24 protein-coding genes and 1 tRNA gene are annotated in these 26668 nt (G+C 65.9%); 17 read left to right on the forward strand and 8 right to left on the reverse strand.

From position 1 onward, the window contains the following. Nucleotides 1-33: 33 nt before the first annotated feature. From PSELUDRAFT_RS07445 to PSELUDRAFT_RS07465, 5 genes are all read right to left on the reverse strand, one after another. A complete protein-coding gene (locus PSELUDRAFT_RS07445; protein ID WP_088966247.1) occupies nt 34-1089 on the reverse strand; it encodes an ABC transporter ATP-binding protein in 1056 nt (351 codons plus the stop codon). Continuing rightward, nucleotides 1086-2699 (reverse strand): iron ABC transporter permease, encoded by a 1614-nt coding sequence (locus PSELUDRAFT_RS07450; protein ID WP_088966248.1) that lies wholly within the window; start codon nt 2697-2699, stop codon nt 1086-1088. Before PSELUDRAFT_RS07450 ends, PSELUDRAFT_RS07445 begins: the two co-directional genes overlap by 4 nt. A 4-nt stretch (nt 2700-2703) precedes the next feature. Then, nucleotides 2704-3720 carry an iron ABC transporter substrate-binding protein gene (locus PSELUDRAFT_RS07455; RefSeq protein ID WP_088966249.1) on the reverse strand — a complete coding sequence of 339 codons (1017 nt, stop codon included), beginning with the start codon at nt 3718-3720 and terminating at the stop codon, nt 2704-2706. Nucleotides 3721-4063: 343 nt separating this feature from the next. Further along, nucleotides 4064-5329 (reverse strand): glycosyltransferase family 87 protein, encoded by a 1266-nt coding sequence (locus tag PSELUDRAFT_RS07460; protein WP_088966250.1) that lies wholly within the window; start codon nt 5327-5329, stop codon nt 4064-4066. 81 nt (nt 5330-5410) lie between these two features. Continuing rightward, entirely contained in the window at nt 5411-6382 is a 972-nt protein-coding gene (locus PSELUDRAFT_RS07465) for a DUF535 family protein (protein WP_088966251.1), read from the reverse strand. A 117-nt stretch (nt 6383-6499) separates the two neighbouring features. Here PSELUDRAFT_RS07465 and PSELUDRAFT_RS07470 point away from each other — a divergent pair, with 117 nt between their 5' ends. Genes PSELUDRAFT_RS07470 through PSELUDRAFT_RS07480 form a run of 3 tightly spaced genes read left to right on the forward strand, consistent with a single transcriptional unit; the run spans nt 6500 to nt 10261 of the window. Beyond that, the gene (locus tag PSELUDRAFT_RS07470) at nt 6500-7330 is read left to right on the forward strand and encodes a DUF6502 family protein (protein WP_157725055.1); all 831 of its coding nucleotides are present in this window, start codon (nt 6500-6502) and stop codon (nt 7328-7330) included. Further along, complete coding sequence (locus PSELUDRAFT_RS07475; protein ID WP_157725056.1) at nt 7314-8984, forward strand: hypothetical protein; 1671 nt, start codon at nt 7314-7316, stop codon at nt 8982-8984. Before PSELUDRAFT_RS07470 ends, PSELUDRAFT_RS07475 begins: the two co-directional genes overlap by 17 nt. Continuing rightward, complete coding sequence (locus PSELUDRAFT_RS07480) at nt 8981-10261, forward strand: M48 family metallopeptidase (RefSeq protein WP_088966254.1); 1281 nt, start codon at nt 8981-8983, stop codon at nt 10259-10261. Before PSELUDRAFT_RS07475 ends, PSELUDRAFT_RS07480 begins: the two co-directional genes overlap by 4 nt. 157 nt (nt 10262-10418) lie before the next feature. Here PSELUDRAFT_RS07480 and PSELUDRAFT_RS07485 read toward each other — a convergent pair. Then, nucleotides 10419-10493: transfer RNA gene (locus PSELUDRAFT_RS07485), tRNA-Arg, on the reverse strand. 12 nt (nt 10494-10505) lie between these two features. Then, nucleotides 10506-11477 carry an octaprenyl diphosphate synthase gene (ispB, locus tag PSELUDRAFT_RS07490; protein ID WP_088966255.1) on the reverse strand — a complete coding sequence of 324 codons (972 nt, stop codon included), beginning with the start codon at nt 11475-11477 and terminating at the stop codon, nt 10506-10508. A 196-nt stretch (nt 11478-11673) separates the two neighbouring features. On the opposite strand from ispB, the gene rplU reads away from it, so the two are divergent. From rplU to PSELUDRAFT_RS07555, 14 genes are all read left to right on the forward strand, one after another. Further along, nucleotides 11674-11985, forward strand: coding sequence for a 50S ribosomal protein L21 (gene rplU, locus PSELUDRAFT_RS07495; protein WP_088966256.1), 312 nt, complete (start codon nt 11674-11676; stop codon nt 11983-11985). Nucleotides 11986-11997: 12 nt separating this feature from the next. Continuing rightward, entirely contained in the window at nt 11998-12273 is a 276-nt protein-coding gene (gene rpmA / locus PSELUDRAFT_RS07500) for a 50S ribosomal protein L27 (protein WP_088966257.1), read from the forward strand. A gap of 158 nt (nt 12274-12431) precedes the next feature. After that, nucleotides 12432-13610, forward strand: coding sequence for a GTPase ObgE (obgE, locus tag PSELUDRAFT_RS07505; protein ID WP_088966258.1), 1179 nt, complete (start codon nt 12432-12434; stop codon nt 13608-13610). A 107-nt stretch (nt 13611-13717) separates the two neighbouring features. Then, nucleotides 13718-14992, forward strand: a complete 1275-nt coding sequence (locus tag PSELUDRAFT_RS07510; RefSeq protein WP_231895330.1) for a hypothetical protein — start codon at nt 13718-13720, stop codon at nt 14990-14992. Further along, nucleotides 14992-15726 (forward strand): hypothetical protein, encoded by a 735-nt coding sequence (locus PSELUDRAFT_RS07515; protein WP_088966260.1) that lies wholly within the window; start codon nt 14992-14994, stop codon nt 15724-15726. The genes PSELUDRAFT_RS07510 and PSELUDRAFT_RS07515 overlap by 1 nt, the downstream gene beginning before the upstream one ends. After that, the gene (locus PSELUDRAFT_RS07520; protein WP_088966261.1) at nt 15726-18533 is read left to right on the forward strand and encodes an AAA family ATPase; all 2808 of its coding nucleotides are present in this window, start codon (nt 15726-15728) and stop codon (nt 18531-18533) included. Before PSELUDRAFT_RS07515 ends, PSELUDRAFT_RS07520 begins: the two co-directional genes overlap by 1 nt. Before the next feature lie 246 nt (nt 18534-18779). Continuing rightward, nucleotides 18780-19454, forward strand: a complete 675-nt coding sequence (locus tag PSELUDRAFT_RS07525; protein WP_088966262.1) for a CsgG/HfaB family protein — start codon at nt 18780-18782, stop codon at nt 19452-19454. Between the two features lie 11 nt (nt 19455-19465). Next, the gene (locus PSELUDRAFT_RS07530; protein WP_088966263.1) at nt 19466-19822 is read left to right on the forward strand and encodes a DUF4810 domain-containing protein; all 357 of its coding nucleotides are present in this window, start codon (nt 19466-19468) and stop codon (nt 19820-19822) included. Between the two features lie 24 nt (nt 19823-19846). Beyond that, nucleotides 19847-20506 carry a DUF799 domain-containing protein gene (locus PSELUDRAFT_RS07535; RefSeq protein ID WP_369800109.1) on the forward strand — a complete coding sequence of 220 codons (660 nt, stop codon included), beginning with the start codon at nt 19847-19849 and terminating at the stop codon, nt 20504-20506. Between the two features lie 138 nt (nt 20507-20644). Next, complete coding sequence (locus tag PSELUDRAFT_RS07540) at nt 20645-21514, forward strand: MBL fold metallo-hydrolase (protein WP_088966265.1); 870 nt, start codon at nt 20645-20647, stop codon at nt 21512-21514. Between the two features lie 400 nt (nt 21515-21914). Then, nucleotides 21915-22100 carry a hypothetical protein gene (locus PSELUDRAFT_RS19315; protein ID WP_157725057.1) on the forward strand — a complete coding sequence of 62 codons (186 nt, stop codon included), beginning with the start codon at nt 21915-21917 and terminating at the stop codon, nt 22098-22100. A 59-nt stretch (nt 22101-22159) separates the two neighbouring features. Then, nucleotides 22160-23083: a DMT family transporter gene (locus tag PSELUDRAFT_RS07545; protein WP_088966266.1), complete on the forward strand. Its 924-nt coding sequence runs from the start codon at nt 22160-22162 to the stop codon at nt 23081-23083. Next, nucleotides 23080-24153: a histidinol-phosphate transaminase gene (hisC, locus tag PSELUDRAFT_RS07550; RefSeq protein WP_088966267.1), complete on the forward strand. Its 1074-nt coding sequence runs from the start codon at nt 23080-23082 to the stop codon at nt 24151-24153. The genes PSELUDRAFT_RS07545 and hisC overlap by 4 nt, the downstream gene beginning before the upstream one ends. Further along, nucleotides 24150-24545 (forward strand): carboxymuconolactone decarboxylase family protein, encoded by a 396-nt coding sequence (locus PSELUDRAFT_RS07555; RefSeq protein ID WP_088966268.1) that lies wholly within the window; start codon nt 24150-24152, stop codon nt 24543-24545. Before hisC ends, PSELUDRAFT_RS07555 begins: the two co-directional genes overlap by 4 nt. Nucleotides 24546-24760: 215 nt before the next feature. On the opposite strand, the gene PSELUDRAFT_RS07560 is transcribed toward PSELUDRAFT_RS07555, so the two are convergent. Beyond that, complete coding sequence (locus tag PSELUDRAFT_RS07560) at nt 24761-26401, reverse strand: APC family permease (protein WP_088968424.1); 1641 nt, start codon at nt 26399-26401, stop codon at nt 24761-24763. Nucleotides 26402-26668 lie beyond the last annotated feature (267 nt).

Genomic DNA, 26668 nt, shown 5'->3' on the forward strand with positions numbered 1-26668 from the left:
CCTCCGTCGCATCGCTCGCCCCCATTGCAGCGGCTAGGCCAGCACGTGGGCCTGGCCGTCGACGCTGATCTGTACCGTGCTGCCGGGCTGCGGGGTGGCAAGACCGCTGTATTTTACCTGCAGCAGGGGCGTGGCGCCGTCGCCAGCCTGCAGGCGGATGCCCAGCAGGCTGCTGTGGCCGCCAAAGTCCACCTCCGTCACCGTGCCCAGGCAGCCGCTTTCCGCGGCGGCTTGCGCGGGCAGCGGGCGGATCTGCAATTGCTCCGGCCGCAGCATGATGCGGGCGGCGCCGGTTGGCGCGGTATCGCGGGTGGGTAGCGCGCCCAGCACGCAGTGCGCCCGGCCGTGCTCGATGCTGGCCGGCAGGATGACGGCCTCGCCCAGGAACAGCGCGGTGTCTTCGTCTGCCGGGTAGCGGTACAGCTCGGCCGGGCTGCCGGCCTGTACCAGGCGGCCCCGGCGCATGACGGCCAGCTGGTGGGCGAAGGACAGCGCCTCGGCCTGGTCGTGGGTGACAAGGATGGTGGTGATGCCGGCCGCGGCCAGCAGCTGCGATACCGTCTTGCGCATCTCGGCGCGCAGCCCGGTGTCCAGCGCGGAAAACGGCTCATCCAGCAGCATCAGCCGCGGTTGCTGTGCCAGCGCACGCGCCAGTGCCACCCGCTGCTGCTGGCCGCCGGACAGCTCATGCGGCCAACGTTTGAGCATGGCCTGGTCCAGCGCCACCCGTTCCAGCAGCTCCCGGACGCGGGGCAGCTTGTCGCGGGCCCGACCCGGCAGGCCGAAGCCGATGTTGTCCGCCACCGTCAGGTGCGGAAACAGCGCGCCATCCTGCGGCACGTAGCCGATGCCGCGCTGGTGTGCCGGTACGGCGCCGCGCTCATCGGCCAGGATGCTGCCATCCAGCCGGATGCTGCCGGCGTCGGGGAATTCGAAGCCGGCAATCATGCGCAGCAGCGTGGTCTTGCCGGAGCCGGATGGCCCGACGATGGCGGTGCGGCTGCCGGCGGCAACTTGCAGGCTGACTGCATCCACCGCCGGTGTAGCGGCATACCATTTGCCCAGTTGGCTTATTTCAAGAGTGCTCATCGGCCTGCAGCCCGTCGTGATTGGTGGTAGAGCAGCCAGGTCAGCGGCATGGACAGCAAGACCATGATGACCGCGTAGGGGGTGGCTGCAACGTAGTCGATTTCGCTGCTCAGCGACCAGAAGCCGGTGGCCAGCGTGCGGGTGCCGCTGGGGGAGAGCAGCAGGGTAGCCGTCAGCTCGGTGGTGATGGCCAGGAACACCATGGCCGCGCCGGCAGCGGCGCCCGGCGCGGCCAGGCGCAGGGTGACGCGCCACAGCGCACGGGCCGGGGACAGGCCCAGGCTTCTGGCGGCGTTCTCCAGCTCCACCGGCGCCTGCGCAATGCCGGCCCGCAGGCTTACCAGTGCGCGTGGCAGGAACATCAGCAGATAGGCCAGCAGCACGGTGACCACGGTCTGGTAGATGGGCCGTGCCCAGTGGATGGTCACGGTGACCAGCGCCAGCGCCACCACGATGCCGGGCAGGGCGCTGGTGATGTAGTTGCAGCCTTCCAGCAGGCGGTTGAGCCGGCCGGGGTGGCGTATCGACAGCCAGGCCACGGGCACGGCGGCCACGGTGGTGAGCGCGGCGCCGGCACAGGCCAGCAGCAGGGTCTGCCCCAGTGCCGGCAGGATGGCATCCATCGGCCAGGCGCCGATGCCGCCGATGGCCAGCCAGCGCCCCAGGGTGAACAGCGGTACACCCAGGGTAAGCAGGGCGACGGCGGCATGCAGCAGCAGCGCCAGCAGGCGGGTGGCCGGCGACAGCCGGTGCGGGGCGGCCATGCGCGCACTGCCGCTCCCCACCCGGGCATAGCGCGCCTTGCCGCGGGCCAGCGACTCCAGCAACAGCAGCAGCAGGCAGTTCAGTGCCAGCACCCCGGCCAGCATGTTGGCCGCAGGCCCGCTGAAGGTGGACTGGAACTGGTCGAAGATGGCGGTGGTGAAGGTATCAAAGCGGATCATGGCATACAGGCCGTACTCCGCCAGCAGGTGCAGCCCTACCAGCAGCGCGCCGCCGGCGATGGCCAGCCGCAGCTGCGGCAGTACCACGCGGCAGAAAATGGCCCATGGCCGCAGACCCAGCGAGGCGGCCATGTCTTCCAGCGCGGGGTCGAGGCGGCGTAGCGTGGCCGCCACCGGCAGGTACAGGAAGGGAAAGTAGGCAATCACCGAGATCAGCACGCCGGCTGCCAGGCCGTGCATGCCGGGCAGCAGGCTGATCCAGGCATAGCTGTGCACGAAGGCCGGCACGGCGATGGGTGCCACCGCCAGAGCCGACCACCAGCGACGGCCCGGCAGAGTGGTTCTTTCCGTCAGCCAGGCAAGCAGCACCCCCAGCACAGTGCACAGTGGCACGGTGATGACGACCAGCAGCAGGGTGTTGACCAGCAGTTCTCCCACCCGCGGGCGGAACAGCAGCTGGTGGATGGTGTCCCAGCCGGTTTGCAGGGAGACGCCGAACACGAAACCCAGCGGCAGCAGCGCCAAGAGGGCGACCAGCAGGGCCGCGGCCAGCAGCCAGGGGGCCGGCCTGGCGTGTCGGCTGGCACAGACGGCCAAAACCCCGCGACGCGGGGTGTTGGCCGCAGCGTTGGCGCCGGGCAGCGAAACAGAGGATGGCTCGGGCATCGGCTTACAGCAGCCCTGCCTGCATCATCAGGTCGATCACCTTCTTGCCGTTCAGGCGCGACGGCTCCACCCGGGGGGCGTCCAGCTCTTTCAGCGGCACCAGTTTGGCGTTGGAGGCCGCGCCCACGCCCACGGCATATTCAAACGAATTGCCGGTACGCAGTACCGCCTGCCCCTGCTTGCCGGTGATCCATTTCACGAACGCCTGCGCCTGCTCCTTGTGCTTGCTGGATGCCAGCACGCCACCGCCGGACAGGCTGACGAAGGCACCCGGGTCCTGGCGCTTGAAGTAGTGCAGGGCTGTGTTCTTGCTGTTTTCACCGGTCTTGGATTGATCCACGAAGCTGTAGTAGTGGTAGATCACGCCGCCATCGATCTGGCCGGCGTTTACCGCCTTGAGCACGGTGCTGTTGCCCTTGTAGGCGGTGAAGTTGGCCTTCATGCCCTTGAGCCATGCCAGCGTTGCCGGCTCGCCCTTCAGCTCCAGCATGGCGCTGACGATGGCCTGGAAGTCCGCACCGCTGGGCGAGGCGCCCCAGCGCCCGGCCCACTTGGCATCGGCCAACTCCTGCAGCGACTTGGGCAGCTCCGCCGGCTTGAGCTTGTCCTTGTTGTAGACGAAGACGGTGGAGCGGGCGGCGATGCCGGTCCACTTGCCGTGGGCAGGGCGGAAGGTGGCCGGTACCTGGGCCAGGGTGTCGGCCGGCAGCTGTGCCAGCAGGCCGGCATTGTCCACCAGCGCCATGGCCGGCGAGTTCTCGGTCAGGAACACATCGGCCGGCGAGGCCTTGCCTTCCTGCACGATCTGGTTCCCAAGCTCGCTGTCGCCGCCATTGCGCAGCGTCACCTTGATGCCGGTTTCGCGGGTAAAGCCGTCCACCCAGGCCTGGGTCAGGTTTTCATGCTGGGCGTTGTAGACGACGATGCCATCGTCTGCCAGCGCAGCCTTGGCCGAGAACAGGGCGACAAGTGCGGCCGCGGCAAGGGCGGTGCGGGAGGAGCGGGACGGGAAAAGGGTCATGCGAGCGGTCTCCAGATCAGCTAGACGGGGCGTGCAGCAGTTTGCCGTTGCGGCGCGCGTGGTCACGGGGCAAGGGTGCCGAACTGGTCGTGCCAGCCCCGGGTGGAGGCGCAGTATAGGGGATTAATCGCATAAATGGGAATTATTTTTATTTGTATTGGTGTGTGACTGCCGGCTGAGATCCGCCGGTGGCCAATGATCAGGCTGCTGCTGTCCTGGCCGCGGTATCGGTTTGCATGGGCTGACCAGACCATGCATGAAAAACCCGCAGGGCCTGGGCCGTGCGGGTTTTGTCGGAAGGGGTGTCGACGCGGCAACAAGCCGTCGGCACGTGGGGCGGCTATTAGTAGCCGTACATGGTGTGGGCTCCGGACTGCTTGTGCGGCCCCTCTGGCCAGATGTGGCGCTTGTCGTGCCGCATGATGGAGTAGAGGCAGGCGCCCCAGACGAGCAGGGTGGCCAGGCCCAGCGGGCGCAGGGTTTCCGTACGCTCCCAGCTCAGCAGCCGCATCGCCGCAAGCATGGTGCCGCCGCACAGCAGGATGGCCAGCTGCCGTTGTTGCCGGCTGCAGGCGGTGGCCTCATAGAGAATCCGGCCGAGCAGCACCGTCAGGGGCAGGATCAGGGCGCCAAAATAGTGGGCTTCGGAGATGGGCGGCACCAGCAGGCTCCAGCTTAGAAAGGCGCCGGCAAGCGCCAGCTCGTCATGGCGGTTTTGCACCCGCCGCGACGCCAGCAGCATGGCCAGCAGCATCAGGCCGCCGCTGAGCGTCACCAGCCGCTTGCTGCTTTCCGCGCCGAGGCCGGCAGACAGGAACATCGCCTCCAGCGACTGGTTCCTGGGCTTGGTGGTATCCATCAGCTGTTCGAACAGCGGGGTGCTGCTGGCGCGCTCGTGGTTGGACATCAGTGCCGGTGCGGCAACGACTTCGACCCAGCGCGCATCATCATGGAGATTCTGGCGCCAGCCCAGGGCCAGGCCGGGCAGCAGCAGGCCCATGACCAGCAGGCTGGCCGCCGTGGCCAGCAGGACGCGCCATTGCCGGCGCCAGATAAAATAGGCCACCAGTACGGCGGGAAAGACTTTCATCAGTATCGCCCCGGCCAGCGAGGCCCCGGCGGCGATCGGCCGGCCGCGAAAGTGCAGGTAGAAGGTGGCCACCATCAGGGCGAACATGAATACCGAAGCCTGGCAGCGCATCGCCCCGGACACCAGGATCACGCACAGCGATGCCAGCGGCAGGCCATACAGCAGGTCCTTGTGCCGGTCCGGCACGGTAGCGGGCAGCAGCCGTACCGACATGATGGACACCGCGGCAATGGCCGCGATTTCCAGCAGGTACCAGAGCAGGGCGCCGGACGCCAGCGACATGCGGGCGAAGGGAACCATCAGCAGGGCGAACGGTGGCGGGTAGACGTATTTCCACCCCCTGACATTCTGTGCCGAATACAGGTCGCCATGGTTCAGCAGGGCCTGGCCCGCGGCGGTGTAGACCGTGTAGTCGGTGCGCTGGATGTCCGACCACGCCACACGGTAGACGCAGGACAGCCCCACCCCCAGTAGCAGCAAGGCAAGAAAGCCGAGCAGAAAGATGCGACGACGGGTCATGGTGCGGCCAACTCTGGAAATAACGGTGCCGGGGTTGGCCGCACGGCTGCCAGAGTGTCGCGGTGGCACGGGTGGCGCACGCTAGGCCGCCTGCAGCCCAGGGCCACAACAGGGCCGTGGCGGTGTTGTCGGGTCGCTGGCGGGCATTGCCCTGTCCGGGCCGGTCAGCCAGAACCGGCCGAACTGCTCGGCAATGGTGTGTTCGAGTGCGCGCCGGCGCTGGTATTGCGCCCGCTTGCTGGAGGGCACTTCGGACAGCGGGCGTTCGTGCCCCGCGGTATCCAGCCGGAAATGCCGGGCATTCAGGCGGGTGCTGCCCAGCGAGTGCCAGAAAGCGTCGTAGTCCGCCTGGATCGACTGGTAGCGCCGCCAGGCGGTGTTGTGGACATGTGCCAGATTGCTGACGGCCAGCACCGTGTCGATGCCCATCAGCCGCGCCAGTGCATACAGCGACTTCATCAGCAGCACCTTGGGCATCAGGCCATGCAGATCCTTGGTGACCTCGCGGAACAAGTCGCGACCGCCCTGGCCACTGGGGCCCTGCAGGCAGCCGATGTAAATCTGGGCCCGCCCCTGACGGTCCTGGCCGAAGGAAAAGGCCAGTGTGGCAAGGCGCTGCCCGCCGGTTTCCGGCTGCAGCGTGAGCATCAGTTCGCCTTCCTTGTCCATGGTGTGCGTTACGGATAGCTGGACGCGGTAGCCCATGCCGCTTTTGCCGCTGACGGCAGCCATGAAAACCGCGTGCCGGCTGAGCAGGCTGTGGCGCAGTGGCTGGGGCAGACGCTGCAGGAACAATTCGAAGTGCTGGCGCAGCAAGCGCAGCTTGGTGCGCGTGCCATAGCCGGCACACAGGTAGGGGCGCTGCAGCTTGTGCAGCCACTGTGGCTGCTGTGGCAAGGCGGTGACCAACTCCGGCTGCGCCTGCAAATAGCGGAACCAGTGTTCGGAATAGGGCCACTGGGCCAGCGCCCGCAGCAGGAATTTGCAGCGGCGGGCTATCCCTTGCTGCCCCTGGCCATACAGCGCGGTGGCATTCAGCAGTGTACGTAGCATGGGAGGCCTCTTGTGATGGTTGTGGGAAATTATCACACGTATTTTTTACGGGTGGGAAAATTTCACACGAAGTAGGTGCGTGGTAGTATTCGCACTCCTCCTGCCCCGGTTACTGCCATGCTTGAGACGAGCACTCCGCCCAAGACAGAACGGCGCTTCATCAGCACGATCGAGCACATGCTGCGGCCATTGGTCCGGCTGCTGCTCGACCATGGCGTGGGTTACCCATCGCTTATCGAAATGCTGAAAGCCACCTATGTGAGCGTGGCCGAGCGTCATTTCCGGCTGGCGGAAAAGGCGCAGACCGATAGCCGGATCAGCCTGTTGACCGGCGTGCACCGCAAGGACGTAAAGCGTTTGCGTGGCGATGGGCGGCACTCGGAGGCGGATGCGCCGCTGGCGGCCCAGGTATTGGGCCGCTGGACCGGCGATGCGCGTTTTCTCGACGAGAACAAGGCGCCGCGCGTGCTGCCGCGGCTTTCCCGTGCCGGCAGTGAGTTGTCGTTCGATGCGCTGGTGCAGTCGATCAACAAGGACATTCGTCCGCGGGCACTGCTGGACGAATGGTTGAGCGTTGGCGTCGTCACCCTGGATGCGGACGACTGCGTACAACTGCAGCTTGATAGCGCCGTGCCGTCGGCCAGCAGGAGCGACAAGCTCGAATTCCTTGGCCGTAACCTGCATGACCATCTTGCTGCCGTCGGCGCCAACCTGCGTGAAACACCGGCGCCCTTCATGGAGCGCTGCGTGTTCTACGACGGGCTTACTCCCGGGCAGGTGGCGCAACTGCAGGCCATGGCTACCCAGCGTGCCATGGACACCCTGCTGGAGCTGAACCGGACTGCCCAGCAGATGCTGGCCTCCAATGGCGATAGCGTCGAAGACAGCCGGCGCTTCAATTTCGGGGTCTACTTTTTTCACGAGGCAGCCGATGAATCCGAGCGCTAAGCATTGTCTGGCGCTGCTGATGCTGCTCGGCAGCGCAGTGCAGGCGGCACCGATGTGCGAAATCGACCCTGTTGCGCACCATGCCCGGGTGCTGCAGGGAGAGAACGGTAGTGGCGGTATTGGCGGTACCGGCGCGCCGGCCATCGACAATGGCGGCGGCATTGGTGGCACTGGCGTGCAGGTGGCAGAGGGGACTGGCGGTATCGGCGGTACTGGCGCCCCGCTGCGGGTGCCGCTTGCCGGCCGGGTGATGTTTGCCCATGGCACCGCACTGGCGCTGCGCGGCGATGGCATGTCACGGCCGCTGCGGGTGGGTGAGCCGGTATGTGAAGGTGATAGCGTGGACACCGCGCAGGATGGCCTGGTGCAACTGGCCATGGCCGATGGCGGGCGGCTGGATGTCCGTGCGCAGAGCCGGATGCGCATCGACCACTTTGTGCTGCCGGAAAACATGGATGGCAGCGAACGCTTCGCGGCCACCCTGGAGTGGGGCAGCCTGCAGGCCACGACCGGCGATATCGGCCATGTGCACAAGGAGCTGTACCTGTTGCATACGCCGCTGGCGGAAATCGGCGTACGCGGTACTTCGCATGAGGTGTTCCACGTGCCGCAGGCACTGCCTGGCATACCGGCGGGTACTTACAACCGCGTGCTCTCCGGCGCTACCGTGCTGCGCAGCAGCGAAGGTGCACTCGACCTGGCCCCGGCACAGGCCGGTTTCATTCCGCTGGGTGGTGGCAAGCCCAGCTTGCTGGATCACCTGCCGGCTGCCTTGAGCACGCAGAATATCCTGGGGCTGTCCGCCGCCTGGCGCCACCTGTCGAAGAATCTCCGTAGCGAGGAAGAGCCGGCGGCCGTGTATTTGAAGCCGCTGACTACCATCGAACACCAGGTGGACATGACCGCCTTGTCACCGTGGGGATCGGCGTATGTCGGCGCCAGCCAGGATCTGGCGGCGGGGCAGGTACGCGTGGGCGGCGTGGTGAGCAGCTGGCGCAATCACTCGGTCATCGTGCTCGACCCGAGCTGGGGGCTGCCGTCTGCCGTGGCCGACACCACCAATGGCTTCAACTTCTTTACCACCGATGTCACCAACCTGTTCGACCTAGGGCTGGACAAGGTGGATGGGGTTTACGTGCTGTGGGGGCTGTATGGGCAGGGCAATGATGTCGACCCGCTGAGCGGCGCGATGCGCAATGTGGACTTTCACCATTTTGCGTTTGCGCCGCGCGGCATCACGCCTGCAAGCGTGCTCAATAACCTGTCCGGCACGGCAAGCTTTGGCAACCTGGTGGGTTCGACCATGTTGACCGATGAGAGCGGCAGCGTCGGTGGCCAGCTCAATACCCTGCAGATCGGCGTGCAATTCGGCCCGCAGATCAGAGTGACTTCCTATCAGCTGAACGCCACCGATGCGCAATCGCGCACCTGGAATGCGCAGTTCAGCGGCAATGTCGGGCTGCCCGATTTCAGGGCCGGCAGGCTGCCGCTCACCGTGCAATGCAGCGGCGATGGCTGCGGCAGCAGCACCGGTAGCGGCAGTGCCGCCGGGGTGGTGATCGGCAACAACGGCAAGGGCATTATTACCAGCTATGGCTTGCAGACCAGTGGCGGTGCCAAGGCAGGTGGCGTCGCCGTGGTCAGCCGCCCATGAGTGGTAAACCGTATCGCCAGGTGCTGCTGTTCGTCATGCTTGGTGTGCTGGCACAGCCGGCAGTGGCTGACGAATGTGATGACGCCCTGGCGGGCGCCGAGGCGGACTGGCATGCCGGCAGGGTGGCGGAGGTGGCGCGCAAGCTGCACCAGAATGAGCTGGCATGCGCTGCCCATGCGCGCTACAACCTGGTGCTGGGCGAGGCATTGCTGGCGGCCGGGCGGGCGGCAGATGCCGTGATGCCGCTGGAACGGGCGGTGGCGTTGGCGCCGGAAGAGCAAGGCGGCTGGCGTGCGCTGGCCCAGGCCTGGCTGCAGCTGGGTGAGGGCGTGCCGTTGCCGCGGCAGGCGCAGGCGGCAGAAGGCGAAAGCTGGGAGCTGGGGCGTACCCTGCACTGGCAATTTGGCCTGGAGCAGACGCGCGGGCACGACGACAATGCCTCCCAGGCGACGGCGCAGCCTGGTATCCGGGTGCCGGCATTGGGCGATATACGCGTGATACTGAGCCCGATGTCGCGCCGGCGTGGTGACAGCTACTGGGCGCATACCCTGAGTGCGGATGGCCAGTGGCTGGCATCGCCCGCCACCGCACTGCACCTGGGGCTGGCGGATGCCCGGCGCAACTACGACAACCTGGGTGTGTTCTCGACGGAAGAGCGCAATATCGCCGCCGATGTGCAGCATGACGGCAGCTATGGCAACTGGCAGTCCGGTATTCAGTACGACAGCCTGCGGCAAGCTGGGATACTGGTGCGCCAGTCGGTGGCCGGTAATGTGGCGTGGCAGCCATCACCGACTCTGCTCTTGCGGCCAACCTTCGGGCTGGACCTGGGCGGCTACCGCTACCAGGGGGGCAAGCAGGCGCCTGACGGCTATGTGGAAAAAGGCATGTCGGTCAGCGGCAGCCTGCCACTGGGGCCGCTGGCCACGGCCTGGTCGCTGCGTTCGGGGCGGGACTTCTCTACCGTGCGGCGGGCCGATGGCGACCGCGATTTTCTCGGCCTGCGCTGGTCGGCATCTGGCGCGCTTACCCAGCGAATCGACTGGTTCGGCTGGGTCGAGCGTACCGACAGCCACTATCACGACAGCAACCCGGCGTTTCTTGCCGAGCGGCATGATGTACTCAATGGCTTCACCGCCGGGCTGGGCTGCGCCATCTATCGCGGCCTCAGCCTGCGCAGCCAGCTGTCGCTGTCGCGACAGCATTCCAATATCCCGCTTTACGATTATCAGCGTACCGACATGAGTCTGAGCCTGCGCTATGAGCTGGGGCGTTGAGCGGCGCCGTGTGGCGGTAGGTTGATACCAGCAGCGGTGTGACTGATACCAGCGGCAACGGTAGTGAGCGGCAGGCCGGCATGGGCAAGAAAAAACCCGCAAAGCCTTGTGCCATGCGGGTTCTGACGGGTGATGCGGATTCAGGTGGGCCTGGAGTTGGCGTCCCCAGCAGGAATCGAACCTGCAACTAGCCCTTAGGAGGGGCTTGTTATATCCATTTAACTATGGAGACCGAACCGGGAAATCAGGCGTTGCGCGCTACCGACAGGGTGGCGATTTCCGCCAGCGCCTGCTTGTATTCGCCTTCCGGCAGCGGCGCCAGCGCGGCCACTGCGGCAGCGGAGGCCTTTTCGGCCTCGCTGCGGGCGTAATCCAGCGCGCCGCAGGATTGTACCGCAGACAGCACTTCGTCGAAACGGTCACGGCTGGCGGCTTCCAGCGACTGGCGCACCACGGCGGCGGCATCGGCCGGGCCGTGGCGCATGGTGTAGATCAGCGGCAGGGTGGGTTTGCCTTCGGCCAGGTCGTCGCCCAGGCTCTTGCCGATGGTGGCGGCGTCGCCGCTGTAGTCCAGTACGTCGTCGATGATCTGGAAGGCGGTGCCCAGGTGCATGCCGTAGTCGGACAGCGCCTGTTCCTGTTCCGGGGTGGCGTCGGCGACGATGGCGCCCACGCGGGTGGCGGCCTCGAACAGCTTGGCGGTCTTGTACTGGATCACCTGCAGATACTGCTGTTCGGTCACGTCCACGTTGCCGATGTTCAAGAGCTGCAGCACCTCGCCTTCGGCGATGATGTTGGTGGCTGTGGCCATTACTTCCAGGATGCGCATGCTGCCGCTCTCCACCATCATCTGGAAGGCGCGGGTATAGAGGAAGTCGCCCACCAGCACGCTGGCGGCATTGCCGAACATGGCATTGGCGGTTTCGCGGCCGCGGCGCATGTCGGATTCGTCCACCACGTCGTCGTGCAGCAGGGTGGCGGTGTGGATGAACTCGATCATCGCCGCCAGGGTGTGCAGATGCGGGCCCTGGTAGCCCAGTGCGCGGCCGGCCATCAGCGTCAGCACCGGGCGCAACCGCTTGCCACCGGCGGAAATGATGTACTCGGCCACCTGGCGGATGAGTACCACGTCGGAATAGAGGCGGGTGCGGATTGCCTGGTCGACAGCTTGCATATCGTCGGCAATCAGGGTGCGGAACAGCGGATTGTTGGACATCGCGGCCGGTTTCTTCGCTATAGGGTTGGGCTGGAAAATCGCGCGATGTTAGCAGAATAGCGGCCATTTCCGCCACGGTTGGCCGCATGCGCGGGGCGTGTTCCGGTAAAAAGTTGACGGCATTCAGTGACTTGCGTATAGTCGCGTGTTCCTTGCGCACCTGGCGCACAGGAAAGAACATTTAGGAGCTATACGAATGTATGCGGTCGTAAAAACTGGCGGCAAACAGTACAAAGTTGCCGTTGGCGAAAAACTCAAAGTAGAACAGATACCTGCAGACATCGACAGCCAAATCGTACTGGAAGAAGTGCTGATGGTTGTAGACGGTGATCAGGTTTCCGTAGGTGCCCCGCTGGTATCCGGCGCTAAAGTGCAGGCTACCGTAGTTGCCCACGGTCGTGGCGATAAGGTACGTATCTTCAAGATGCGTCGCCGTAAGCACTACCAGAAGCACCAAGGTCACCGTCAGAACTACACCGAAATCCGCATCGACGCGATTTCCAAGTAAGGATAAACAGACATGGCACACAAGAAAGCAGGCGGTAGCTCCCGCAACGGCCGTGATTCCGAAGCCAAACGCCTGGGCGTGAAAGCCTACGGCGGCGAGCTGATTCCGGCAGGTTCCATCATCGTTCGTCAGCGCGGCACCAAGTTCCACGCTGGTGAGAACGTTGGCATGGGCAAAGATCACACCCTGTTCGCCAAGGTAGATGGCTACGTTGCATTCGCTGTTAAAGGCGCATTCAACCGCAAGACCGTTACCGTGGTACCGTACACCGGTGTAGACGCTGAGTAATCTCGCGTTCTAGTCAAAAAGCCCTATCCTGCGATAGGGCTTTTTTGTTTCCCCGCAAAACACGCGAGGCGTGAGGCGCAAGCGGCTGCGGCCAGGCTGCAGCATCGGCGCGATGGCGGCTGTTTGCGCCTGACTCCTCGAACTGGAGATAGCAAGACATGAAATTCATTGACGAAGCCCGCATCGAAGTGCGCGGCGGCAAGGGCGGCAACGGCTGCGCCAGCTTCCGCCGCGAGAAATTCGTACCGCGTGGCGGCCCGGACGGCGGCGACGGCGGCCGTGGCGGCAGCGTGATCGCCATTGCCGACGAGAACATCAACACCCTGGTGGAATACCGCTTCGTGAAGAAGTACCTGGGTGGCAACGGCGAAAATGGCCGTGGCGCCGACTGCTACGGTAAGGGCTCGGACGATATCTACCTGCACATGCCGGTGGGTACCCAGATCATCGACATCGACAGCGACGAAGTGCTGGCCGACCTGACCTTCAACGGCCAGGAAGTGATCCTGGCCAAGGGCGGCCGCGGCGGCATGGGCAACATCCACTTCAAGAGCTCGGTGAACCGAGCCCCGCGCCAGTTCACCCGTGGCGAGGAAGGCGAGATCCGCAACCTGCGCCTGGAGCTGAAGGTGCTGGCCGACGTGGGCCTCTTGGGCATGCCGAACGCCGGCAAGTCCACCTTCATCCGTGCGGTGTCCGCCGCCAAGCCGAAAGTGGCCGACTACCCGTTCACCACCCTGCACCCCAACCTGGGCGTGGTGCGCATGGATGACACCTCCAGCTTCGTGATCGCCGACATCCCCGGCCTGATCGAAGGCGCGGCGGAAGGCGCCGGCCTGGGGCACCGCTTCCTCAAGCACCTGCAGCGCACCGGCATCCTGCTGCACCTGGTGGACCTGGCGCCGTTCGACCCGGAAACCGACCCGGTGCAGGAAGCGCGCGCCATCGTCGAAGAGCTGAAGAAGTACGACGAAGAGCTGCACAACAAGCCGCGCTGGCTGGTGCTGAACAAGGTGGACATGCTGGAGCCGGAAGAGCGTGACGAGAAGGTGAAAGCCTTCCTGGACGCCTACGAATGGCCGCAGGCGCAGCCGGACGACCGCTTCGGCTTCGACATGAGCGCAGCGCGCTACTTCGTGATCTCCGGCCTCACCGGCGAAGGCACCCGCGACCTGGTATTCGCCATGAACGAATACATCAAGGTGCTGCGCGAGGCCGCCCGCAAGGCACGCCAGGAGGCGGAAGACGCCGAGCGCGCCGCCAAGCTGGCCAAAGCTGCCGCCGCGGTGATCCAGCCGGTTGCCGCCGGCGACGATGCGGCCCCGGCCGCCGAGTAACACCCCAGCCGCCGCGTGCGGCCAACCCTGCCGCGTGTGGCCATGTCATTGACTAGCCAGCGCTGCAAACCAGACAATCCGGTCTTTGCAGACCGGATTGTTTGCTTTTGAACTCCCTAGCCGAATTCTTCCGCCCCGACATCGCGCCGGACACGCTGCCGCAGCTGAACAAGCTGACGGCGGCCTGGCCGTACCTGGCGGTGTTCGTCACCCTGTTCCGCGGTGGCGAGGAGGAGGTGCTGATGCGCCTCCTGGTGCTGCGCGAGCTGGGCGGCCGCGCCGATGCGCCGTACTGGACGCCGCAGGAAATCGCGCAGCGTTTCGCCTACCTCAACGACACCAAGCTGAACACCATCCTCGGCCGCCTGCGCGAGGGCGATCTGCTGGTCTACGACAGCGACAGCGGCCGCTACGCCCTGAGCGAAGGCGCCCGCGTGGCGCTGTCGGCACTGGCCACGCTGCTGGATTTCGCCGGCGACGACGTAGAGCTGGGCTACCTCACCAGCCAGGTGGCCGCCGGCCAGGCGGTGGGGCAGGTGTCGGAGGAGGCGATGCAGCACCTGCTGGCGCGCCTCACCGAGCTGCACGACGAATTCGCCGACGCGCTGGAATCGCAATCGGAATTCCGCATCCGCGCCGCGCAGCACCGGCTGGAATCGGTGTGGCGCTGGGTGCAGAAATCCACCGACGTGGTGCGCAGCCTCACCCAGGACGAGAGCCTGACGCTGACCACGCTTACCCAGGCGCAGGCCATTGCGCTGGCGCAGAGCCGCATGCTGGCGCTGGCCGGCACCTTTGAGCGCCGGCTGGCACAGTTGGCCGCACAGCGCGTGCACCTGGGCAACTCCGGCCTTACCTCCACCGACATCGCCGACTTCCTGCGCCGCCAGGGCAGTGCCTGGCTGGCCAGCCAGGCCAGCGGGCCGCTGGCGCTGGGGGTGGAGCCGGCCTTCCTGTCCACGCCGGAGCTGGGCGATGTGGCCGAGTTCGAGCTCTTGGGCCGCGAGCGTGCCCGCGCCGAGGACAGCACCCTGCCGCAGGCAGCCAGTGCCGAGGCCGCCGATGCGCCGGAAGTGGAGCGCCTCTTGGAAGCGGAAACGCTGTACGACAGCCTGCTGGAAATGGGGCTGCAGCTGGGGCCGGACAACGACGGCTTCCATATCTCCAGCGCGGTACTGGCCGACAGCTACAACGAAACCGCCTACCGCCTGTCGCTGCTGTCGCTGCTGGGCGACCCGGAAACCAGCAATGACGCCAGCGTGGTTGCCGCGCTGGCTCGGCTGCCCTACCAGCTGGCGGGCGGCGACGACATTCTTCATCTCGATCACCCGGAAGTCGCCACCCTGTCGGATGCGCGGCTTCTGGCCAACAAGGCCGGATAATGGACCAAGCCGTAGCCACACTTACCGCGCGCCTGCTGGCGCACCGCGTGCTGCCGCGCACCGACCCGCTGGCGCGCCGCGCACTGCTGGATGAAAACTTCCGCCACGACCTGGATCAGCAGCTGGCCGCCGTCGGCCTGCAGCTGCTGGAGAACCCCTACGCCGAACACATCGCCGTGGCCCTGCTGCCGGCAATGACCGAGCCGGTATTCGGCAGCGGCGAAGCCTGGCTCAACAACAACCTCGGCCTGCCGCGCGATGGCGTGGCGCTGCTGGTGATCGTGTGGGCGCTGATCATCCTGCCCAAGCGCGAGCGGCAGCTGGCGCGGGTGGAAGCCGGGCGCGAGAACCAGAGCGATATGTTCGGCGAGCAGAAACCGCTGCCCACCGGCGACAGCGTGTCGGTGGGCATCTCCGAGGACGCGCTGTACGCCGACTTCGGCAAACAGCTGGGCGGGCGTACCCGCTTCAACGCCAACCTGGGCCGGCTGGTGAACCTGGGCTTTCTGCAGCGGCGCAACCGCTGGCTGGTGGAAGGCCCGATGCTGGACCTGATGATCGACTACAGCGCGCTTGCACCGCGCATCATCGAAGGTGCGCTGGCCGAGGTGCTGGGCCGCCGCAGCCAGCTGTCGCAGGTGCTGGATGCGGCAACGTTGGCCGCAGCCGATGCCGCCGAAGCCGCGCCGCAAGCCGAAGCAAATACCGAGCAACACACCGGAGAGGACGCCTGATGTTCCAGATGCAATCTATCGAAATGGTGCACTGGGACTTCTGGCAGCGCCTGTCCGTGCCGCTGGACGCGCAGATCGTCACCATCATCGGCCCCAACGGCTCCGGCAAGACCACGCTCTTGGATGCGCTGCGCACCCTGCTGGCCATCAAGTGCTCCGGCAAGCGCGACTACAAGCGCTACGTGCGCAACAACCGCGAACCCTTCGCCTACCTGCGTGGCGTGGTGGACAACCCGCGCCGCCTGTCCGGGCTGTATCCCACGCCATTCTTCCCGCTCACCAGCGAGCAGGTCACCCTGCTGTGCCGCATCAAGAAGCAGGGCGGAGACTGGGTGCGTCATTACGCCATTGCAGAAGGCGACGTGGCGCTGGACGTGGCGCTGGCCGACGAGGCGCTGCAGTGGCTGGGGGTGAACGAATACAAGCGCCGGCTGGAAGCCGCCGGCCTGACCGCGGCGGTGGGCGAGGTGCTGGCGCTGGAGCAGGGCGATACCGACAAGCTCACCGAATACAGCCCGCGCCAGCTGCTGGATCTGGTGTTCCAGGTCTTTGGCGACAAGGACGTGCTGGCTAACTACCAGCGCGCCCGCGATGAACAGAAGGCCGCCGAGGCCGAACTGGCGGCACTGGTGCGCCAGCAGGAGGCGCTGGATACCCGCGTCGAGGCGATGAAGAGCCGTGCCGGCCGCTACCTGGAATGGCAGGGCATTCAGAAGCGCGCCGCGCGGCTGCGCGACGAGGCGCTGCCGGTGCTGGGTCTGCTGGATGGCCGCGTCGGCGTGGGCAAGGGCTGGCAGGACTACCGCCGCGCGCAGCACGGCTTCCACGACATGCTGCGCCAGCGCCGCGACACGCTGGCGCTGGTGACCACGCTGCGCGATGCCGAGAGCGCCGCTCAGGCGGCGCGCGATGCCGCCGAGACGGTGCGCGTCGAGGCGCAGACCGCCTTCATGCAGGCGCGCGACGCCGAGCGCGACGTGGCCAGCCAGCTCAAGGAGCGCGACCGCCTGCAGGCGCTGTCCAGCCGCGAGTACGGCGAGGACGCCATGGCGCTGTCGCACAAGCTGGCCGGCCTGCGCGACAACATCGACAAGCTCAAGGACGAGCTGAAGGCGCACAAGCTGCAGCGCGACGGCCTGATGGGCGAGCTGTCGGCGCTGGAAGGCGGCAAGCCGCGCGCACCGGAAGACGTGCGTGCTTTCCGCGCCGAGCTGGACGATGCCGGCATCGGCCACACCATGCTGGCCGACATCGTGGAAGTTACCGACAGCCGCTGGCAGGGCGCGGTGGAGGCGCTGCTCAAGCCCTACCGCCAGGTGGTGCTGCTGGACAACCCCGCTGACCGCCGCGCTGCCTGGCAGCTGGGCGAGAAGCTGCGCTACCGCCACTTCGTGGTGCCGGACACCGCCGCCGCGCCGCGTGCGCGCAGCGGCAGCCTGCTGGAAGTGGTGCGCTTTGCGGCCAACGCGCCGGAGTGGCTGCACTCGCAGCTCAACCGCGTCAGCCGCGTGGCGGACGTGAAGGAAGGCGCGCAGCAGGACGGCGACTGGATCACCCCGGAAGGCTACTTCCGCGAACGCCGCGGCGCGCGCCACATCGGCGTGCCGGCCTACGATTACGCCTTTGGCGAAGCCGCACGCCAGGCGCGGCTCTTGGGCCTGCGCGACGAACTGAAGTCGCTGAACGTGCGCGTGCTGCGCGACGAGGAACAACTGGTGGCCGCCAGCCGCGAGGCGGCACAGCTGGCCGACTACCTGTCGGGCATGGATGCCATCCGCCTGCTGGACAGCCGCGCCGAGGAATTCGCCGCGCTGGCGGCGCAGGCCGAATCGCTGAAACAGGCGGTGGCCGAGGCCGGTGAAAGGTTGGCCGCAAGCCAGGCCGAGTGCGACGCCGCCGAGCAGCGCTTCAGCGATGCCCGCCTGGCGCACGACCGCGTCTGCCAGCGCGAGCAGGACGGCATGAACAAGCTGGCCGCCGCGCGCAGCGAAGTGGAGCAGGCGCGCCGCAGCCTGCGCCGCGGCATGGCCGAGCTGCGCGAATGCCGTGCCCACCTGCCGGCCGCCGCGCAGGACGATGCCTACGTGGCGCAGCTGGCCGACGAGTTCGAATCCGCCGCCGACGTGCGCCACGAGATCCACTACCTGGAAGAAAAACTCGCCAGCGGCGATTGGGAAACCGACGACGCCGTGCTGCAGCTGAAGGACAAGCTGCAGGAAGACCTGGCCAGCCTTACCCGAGACTGCCAGCGCCGCCAGGCCGAAGTGGAGCGCGCAGCGGCGCTGACCCACGACGCGCGCGACGCCTATATCGGCAAGCTGCGCGCCACCGTGCGCGCCTATGCGGCCAACGTCAAACGCCTGGGCGAGCTGGCCGGCATCGGCGTGGAAGTGGAGCTGCCACAGCTGTCCAACGACGACACCGTGCTGGCGCAGGCCGGGCTGGTGCTGAAGTTCAACTTCGACCAGAAGGGCCTGATGGGCATGAACGACGGCGAGGCCTCCGGCGGCCAGCAGGTGATGAAGTCGCTGATCCTCTTGATCGGCCTGATGATGGACGAGGCCAACCCGTCCGGCTTCGTGTTCATCGACGAGCCGTTCGCGCATCTGGACATCTTCAACATCGACCGCGTGGCCGGCTTCCTCAAGGCCACCGAGGCGCAGTACCTGATCACCACGCCCAACACCCACAACATCAACATCTTCGCGCCGTCCGGCCTTACCCTGGCCACGCGCAAGAAACGGCCGGGCGAGGTATGGGCGCCGCCCATCCTGCAGACCCGCCGCCGGGTGGAGGCTGCGTCGTAAGCCGCCTGCCGTCGCCGCTCAAGGGCCGCTCACCGTCACCGGTGGGTGGCTTTTTCTTTGGCCGCCCGCTGCCAGGGTGGCGGTCTTCCTGTGGCTGCGTGTACTACGGCTGGCAGCACTTATCTTGATATTATTTGATTTAATGCATTTGTCTTTGCGTAGTGGGTATGCCATTATCACGACCCAATTATGAAGAATGGCTAACAGGTGCCGTGCCTGGGCCGCTTGTTTACAAGGGCGAAATCCATGAGAAAGACGCTGTTATCCCTGAGCCTGATCGCTGCCGCCGTGGCAGTGAGCGGCTGTGCCGCCACCGAGCAGTCCCGTTCGCTGGAGGTGGCCAAGGTTGCTACCGCCGGCAAGCCCTACCAGGGGCAGCGCAGCCTGATCTCCGTCGGCAAGTTCGATAACCGCTCCAGCTACATGCGCGGCATCTTCTCCGACGGCGTGGACCGCCTGGGCGGCCAGGCCAAGACCATTCTGATCACCCACCTGCAGCAGACCGGCCGCTTCAACGTGCTGGACCGCGACAACATGAGCGAGATCAGCCAGGAAGCCAAACTGAAGAACCAGGCGCAGAAGCTCAAGGGTGCCGACTTCGTGCTGACCGGTGACGTGACCGAATTCGGCCGCAAGGAAGTGGGCGACCACCAGCTGTTCGGCATCCTCGGCCGTGGCAAGGAGCAGATTGCCTACGCCAAGGTGAACCTGAACGTGGTGAACGTGCAGACATCCGAAGTGGTGTTCTCGTCGCAGGGCGCGGGCGAGTACAGCCTGTCCAACCGCGAGATCATCGGCTTTGGCAGCACCGCCAGCTACGACTCCACGCTGAACGGCAAGGTGCTGGACCTGGCCGTGCGCGAGGCGGTGAACAACCTGGTGACCGGTATCGAATCCGGCGCCTGGCAGCCAGCACAGTAAGGGAGGCCGCCATGATCACACGTCGACTGGCGCTGGTCGCCGCATTGCTTGCCGGGGCACTGACCGGTTGCGCCGGCCAGCAGGCCAAGCCGCTGTATCACTGGGGCGTCTACCAGCCGCAGGTGTACGAATACTTCAAGGGTGACGGCAACAGCCACGAAGCGCAGATTGCCGCGCTGGAAGAGGATGTGCAGAAGGCCCGCGCCACCGGCGAGACCCTGCCGCCGGGCTACCACGCCCACCTGGGGATGCTGTACTCCCATGCCGGCAAGCTCGACCAGGTGAAGCAGGAATTCGAAACCGAGAAAGCCATGTACCCGGAATCCGGCTCGTTCATGGATTTCCTGCTGCGCAACTTCAAGAACTAAGGGGACATCATGCGCTTTTCCACCCTGAAAGGGCTGCTGGCCCTGCTGGTCGTGGTGCTGCTGGCCACCGGCTGTGCCACGCCCAAACCCTATGACTACGCTGCCTACAAGCAGAGCCGGCCCAAGTCGGTGCTGATCCTGCCGCCGCTGAACAACTCGCCGGAGGTGAAGGCCACTTACGGCATGCTGGCGCAGATGAGCCGCCCGCTGGGCGAGGCCGGCTACTATGTGTACCCGGTGGCGGTGGTGGATGAAACCTTCCGCCAGAACGGTCTGACCACCTCGGGTGACATCCACGCGCTGCCGGCAGCCAAGCTGCGCGATATTTTCGGCGCCGATGCCGCACTGTATGTGGAGGTCAAGAAATACGGCGCCACCTACACGGTATTCGACAGTGCCGTGACGGTGGCGGCAGAAGCCAGACTGGTGGATCTGAAAAGTGGCCAGCTGCTGTGGAACGGCAGCGCCAGCGCCTCCAGCGCCGAGCAGAACAACAACAATAACGGCGGGCTGATCGGCCTGCTGGTTGCGGCGGTGGTGAAGCAGATCGTGCACAACCTGAGTGACGACAGCTACCAGTACGCCGGCATTGCCAGCCAGCGCCTGCTGTCGCCGCGCCCGAACGGCCTGCTGTACGGCCCGCGCTCGCCGCTGTACGGCCAGGACGGCGCGCCGGCGCAGTAAATCTTGTAGCAACGAGAGCTTGGCCGCAGCGGGTGCTGCGGCCTTTTTTACGCCCGGCGCGCGGCAGATGACAAAACCAAGCAAGTGCTCGACAATGCCGTTCTCATCAATTCCGGCATCATCTTGCGGAGCTTATCAATGCGTACGCTGACTTCACTGCTGGGCAATTCGCAAAAACTGGATGGCGGCGCCATGTTCGGCAATGCGCCGCGCGCCATGTGGGAAGGCTGGCTGCCGCCGGACGACGCGCACCGCGTCAACCTGGCCTGCCGCTGCCTGCTGGTACAGGAGGCCGATGGCCGTCGCATCCTGCTGGAAACCGGCATCGGTGCATTTTTCGAGCCCAGGCTGCGCAGCCGCTACGGCGTGGTGGAGGAGCGGCACGTGCTGCTGGATGCCCTGGCGGCACAGGGCCTGAGCGATGCCGACATCGACGTGGTGGTGCTGTCGCACCTGCATTTCGACCACGCCGGCGGCCTGCTGGCGCCGTGGGATGGCGGGCCGGCGCGGCTGCTGTTCCCCAATGCGCAGTTCGTGGCCGGGCGCGAAGCCTGGCAGCGGGCGCTGAACCCGCACCCGCGCGACAAGGCGTCCTTCATTCCGGAGCTTATCGAGCTGCTGGAGCGCAGCGGCCGGCTGGTGCTGGTGGATGGTGAACAGCCGCCGGCCTGCCTGCCGCCGGACTGGCGCTTCCATCTCTCGCACGGCCACACGCCGGGCATGCTGCTGGCGGAGATTCCGCTACCGGACGGGCCGCTGCTGTTCGCCGCCGACCTGATCCCCGGCGTGCCCTGGGTGCATGTGCCGATCACCATGGGCTATGACCGCTACCCGGAACTGCTGATCGACGAAAAGCGCCAGCTGCTGCAACAGTTGGCCGCACGCCACGGGCGGCTGTTCTTCACCCACGACCCGGCGGTGGCCTGCGCCGATGTGCTGTGGGATGGCGAGCGCCGCCGTTTTGCCACTGCCGCGCCACAGGCGGAACTGTGCGCGGCCACCCGCTAGGGTGTGGTAAATGTTTAACATTATTGACGAAGGCTAAGCCGCGAACAGCGGTGGAATAGCCGGGCAACCGCCCGCTGCCGTGCTGTGGCAGCGGGCGGTTTTTCTTTGTGTCCGTGAGTAATGAAAGCCTTGCCGGGTAATGCTGCATGCCGTGCGGATGGTGTGGTGCAGCTGCGCTCGGCCGCGCCGGCCGGCAGCTGTCGGCATGGCTGTGGCTGGTAGTGATGTTTAAAAAAATGCCCGGCAAGCGGGGCGTGTTGGCTATAATCGCCCGTACAGCAAAAGCACCTTCTTGGTTGCAACCCCGGCACAGGATTCATCTGTGCCCGGCCGTTACCATCGGCCTTTGCGCATCAACCCGCGTCCGCGACGCGAAAGATTTTGCTGCGGCGGCGGCAGCATGCCGCTGCCGCTTGTTACCGCCATGGTGTTTGCCACCTGGTTCGGCCCGGAAGCGCTGCAGGGGATTCCCTTCACCTTCCTGCCGGAAGGCGCCTCGGGCGTCACCGAATATCCGCACCGCATGATTTCCCTTGTATGTCACGATTCACCGGGGCCCTGGCCCCGGTTTTTTTTATGCGCATGAACACAGTGTTGCCCCGTTCCGCTTGTGCGGCTGGCGGGCGGCATGGCATGGTCACAGCCATGACTCGTTATGCTTCCCACCGCCTTGCCTACCTGTTGCTGACGCTTACCGCGCTGTTCTGGTCCGGAAACTTCGTGCTGGCGCGTGCCATGCACGCCAGCGTGGCGCCACTGACACTGGCGTTTGTGCGCTGGAGCATCGCGCTGCTGTTGCTGCTGCCGTTCGGCGCCGCGCCGGCCTGGCGCCAGCGCGCGCTGTGGCTGCCGTACTGGCGACGCCTGCTGTGCCTGGCGCTGCTGGGGGTGAGCGGCTTCAACTCGCTGGTGTACTGGGGGCTGCAGTACACCGCCGCCACCAACGGCGTGCTGCTCAATTCCTTCATTCCGCTGCTGATCGTGCTGCTGGGCGCGCTGTTCTTCGGCATGCGCAGCAGCACGCGGCAGATGCTGGCGGTAGCGGTATCGTTCCTTGGCGTGCTGCTGATCGTGGCGCACGGCGACTGGCAAAGGTTGGCCGCACTGGATATCAACCGTGGCGATGCGGTGCTGTTCCTCGCCATGGTGGCGTGGGCGCTGTACACGCTGCTGCTCAAGCCGCTGCCGGCGGCGCTGGACCGCGTCGGCCTGCTGACGCTGCTGGTGGCCATCGGCCTTGTCGGCATTGCGCCGTTCTTCGCTGCCGAGCTGCTGGCCGGCCGCAGCACGCCGCTGAACCCCGCCACGCTGGCCACTTTTGCCTACGTCGGCACGCTGCCATCGGTGGCGGCATACTATTGCTTCAACCTGGGCGTGGCCCGGGTGGGCGCGGCGCGCGCCGGCATGTTCATTCACCTGATGCCGATGTTCGGTGCCTTGCTGTCGGTACTGTTCCTTGGCGAGCAATTGCACGGCTATCACCTGGCCGGCATCGTACTGATCCTGGGCGGGGTGCTGCTGGCTACCCGCGTCGCACAATCTGCACCATCCGAAAGCACACAAGCATGAGCCGATTCTGGAGCCCGATAGTCCACAGCCTGACGCCCTATGTGCCGGGCGAACAGCCGCGCATCACCCGGCTGGTAAAGCTGAACACCAACGAAAACCCCTACCCGCCGTCGCCCAGGGTGCAGGCAGCCATTGCCGCGGCAACCGCCGACACGCTGCGGTTGTACCCGGACCCGGAATCCACCGCGCTGCGCGACACCATTGCCGGCTACTACGACGTGCAGGCGCAGCAGGTATTCGTCGGCAACGGTTCGGACGAAGTGCTGGCGCTGGTGTTCCAGGCGCTGCTGCAGCATGGCGCGCCACTGCTGTTCCCGGACATCAGCTACAGCTTCTACCCGGTGTACTGCAAGCTGTATGGCATCGACTACCGCACCGTGCCGCTGGATGGCGACTACGCCATCGACCCGGCTGGCTATCAGCAGCCCTGCGGCGGCATCATCTTCCCCAACCCCAATGCGCCCACCGGCCGCCTGCTGGTGCGGGAGGCCATCGAGAGCCTGCTGCAGCAGCACCCGGACACGGTAGTGGTGGTGGACGAAGCCTATGTGGATTTCGGCGGCGACAGCATGATCCCGCTGGTGCAGCAGTACCCGAACCTGCTGGTGGTGCAGACGCTGTCCAAATCGCGCTCGCTGGCCGGGCTGCGTGTCGGCCTGGCGGTGGGCAGCGCCGAGCTGATCGACGGCCTGGTGCGGGTGAAGAACAGCTTCAACTCCTACCCGCTGGACAAGCTGGCGCAGGCCGGCGCCCAGGCTGCATTCGAGGATGAGGATTACTTTCGCGCCTGCCGCGACAAGGTGATTGCCAGCCGCGAGGCACTGGTGGCCGGGCTGACTGCGCTGGGTTTCGCGGTGCTGCCGTCTGCGGCCAACTTCGTGTTCGCCCGCCACCCGGCGCACGACGCGGCAACGTTGGCCGCACGCTTGCGCGAGCGCGCCATCATCGTGCGCCACTTCAAGCAGGCGCGTATCGACCAGTTCCTGCGCATCAGCATCGGCACCGAGGCGGAATGCCAGCTGCTGCTGGCTGCGCTTACCGATATCTTTGCTACCGGAGTCGAAGCATGAGCGAGCAGGACAAACAGACAGGGCTGGCGCGGCGCACCCAGGTGATGGGCGAGGCGTTCGCCAGCAGGGCGATGGGCAATCTGGACGGTTTTTCCCGCCCGCTGCAGGACTGGCTGAACGAGCACGCCTGGGGCAGCACCTGGCAGCGCGACGGCATCGACCTGAAAACCCGCAGCCTGCTGACCTGCGCCATGCTGGCGGCGCTGGGGCGCAGCAATGAGCTGAAAGGCCATGTGCGCGGCGCCATCAACAACGGCGCCACCCTGGTGGAGCTGCGCGAGACGCTGCTGCACTGCGCGGTGTACGCCGGCGCGCCGGCCGCGGTGGAAGCCTTCCGCGCCGCGCGCGAAGTGCTGGCCGAGCTGGGGCTGAGCCTGCCGGACGAGGGTTGAGCAGAGCGATGGTGATAAGTGTTCCCGTTTACTCGGGAGCCTGTACGTAGGGCGGGTTGAACCGGCGGTTCATACCCGCGTGAACCGCCAACGCCGCGCGGGTAGGGCCTGCGGCCAACCCGCCCTACGCGCTGCCGGACGAGGGCTGACCCAAAAAAACAGCCCGGCACAGGCCGGGCTGGATGGCGACAGGCACCTGCGGGTGCCTGTTTGCGTTAGCGGGTTTGCAGTGCCGGTTGCAGCTCGCCGTCGGCCGCATCGGCGGCATGCAGCGCGCGCACCGCGTCGGCATCGTGCTCCTGGGTCAGGTAGCGGGTGCGCCAGCCACTGCGCACACCCCAGTGGTAGAAGCCCAGGCTCACCAGCGCCACTACCACCATGTCCAGGCCGTAGGGCAGCAGGTTCATGCCGCCGAACTCGCTGCTGCCGATGCAGGACAGCAGGGCCATGGCCGGCAGGTACAGCACCATCCACAGCGCACCTTTCACCTCGCGGCCAAAACCCTGCCAGCCGGCCTTGTGCTGGTACCAGAAGTACACCGGCAGCGCGGCAATGATCAGGAAGATGATCTGGCCGGTAAGCGGCCAGCGCGCCCAGTACAGCACCAGCGAGGCGCAGACGAAGGCGAACGGCGCGATCAGCGGCATGCCCTTCAGGTTCAGCGGGCGCGGCAGTTCCGGCGCGGCGCGGCGCAGCGCAGCCACGCTGATCGGGCCGGTGAGGTAGGAGATCACGGTAGCCACCGAAATCACCGCCGCCAGCGTACCCCAGCCACGGAAGAAGAACAGGAACACATAGGCCACCGCCAGGTTGAACCACATCGCCGGGCGCGGCACGTGGTACAGCGGGTGCATGCGGCCGAAGATCTTCGGCATGGTGCCGTTGCGCTCCATGGCGTAGATCATGCGCGCGGTGGACGCCATGTAGGCGGCACCGGTGCCGCTGGGGCTGATGAAGGCGTCAAAGTACAGCGTCAGCATCAGCCAGTTCAGGCCCAGTGCCATGGCCAGCTGCGCGAACGGCGAGCTGAAATCCAGGCCATGCCAGCCGTGTACCAGGTCTGCCGGGCGCAGCGCACCCAGGAACGACACCTGCAGCAGCACGTAGATCACCGCGGCGATCAGGATGGAACCCACCACGCCGAACGGGATGCTGCGGCGCGGGTTGATGGCTTCGCCGGCCATGTTGATCGGGCTCTGGAAGCCGTTGAAGCTGAACACGATGCCGCTGGTGGCTACCGCGGTCATCACGCTGGCCCAGCCGTAGGGCGCAAAGCCGCCCGGGGTGTGGCCGCCCAGGTTGCCGGCATCGAAGCCGCTGTAGATCAGCGCGCCGATGGTGGCACCCGGCACCAGCACCTTGAACACGGTGATGGCGCTGTTGGCCTTGGTGAACAGCTTCGCGCTCCAGTAGTTCAGCAGGAAGTAAACCAGCACCAGCAGTGCAGCCAGCTGCAGGCCGGTGCCGCTGAGTTCGCCGTTGCGGTACAGCGCCTGCGCCCACGGGAACGACCACGAGCTCATGTACTGCACCGAGGCTTCCGCCTCGATGGGAATCACCGACACGATGGCGATCCAGTTGGCCCAGCCGGCCATGAAGCCCAGCAGCGAGCCGTGCGAGTAGCGCGCATAGCGCACCATGCCGCCGGTTTCCGGGAACATGGTGCCCAGCTCGGCGTAGGTGAGGGCGATGGCCAGGATGATCACCATGCCGATGATCCAGGCAAAAATGGCGGCGGGGCCGGCGATCTGGGCAGCATGGGCGGCACCGAACAGCCAGCCGGAGCCGATGATGGAGCCCAGGCCGGTCAGCATCAGCGCGACCGGGCCAATATGGCGTTGCGGGGTATGTGACACGTAAATCTCCACGGTGTTGATCTTGTCTGTTGTCGCCAGCGGGTAGCCGGCGCGGACTTTTTATGCCACCTGGTTGGTGGTCTGCTTGTGGTGAGGCGCGACTTTACGTGCACGGCACCCGTTTCATATGTAACATTTTGTTAATTTGATCGAAAAGACAGGTGACAGCTACCCTCTGGCGGTGCCTGTGACTGCGGCGCTATCCCCTGCCGTGCGCGGGGTTGAAATTCTGCCGCCATGGGCCAAACTGCCAGCTTCTCCCCTCAC

Source organism: Vogesella sp. LIG4 (assembly GCF_900090205.1).
Lineage (GTDB): Bacteria > Pseudomonadota > Gammaproteobacteria > Burkholderiales > Chromobacteriaceae > Vogesella.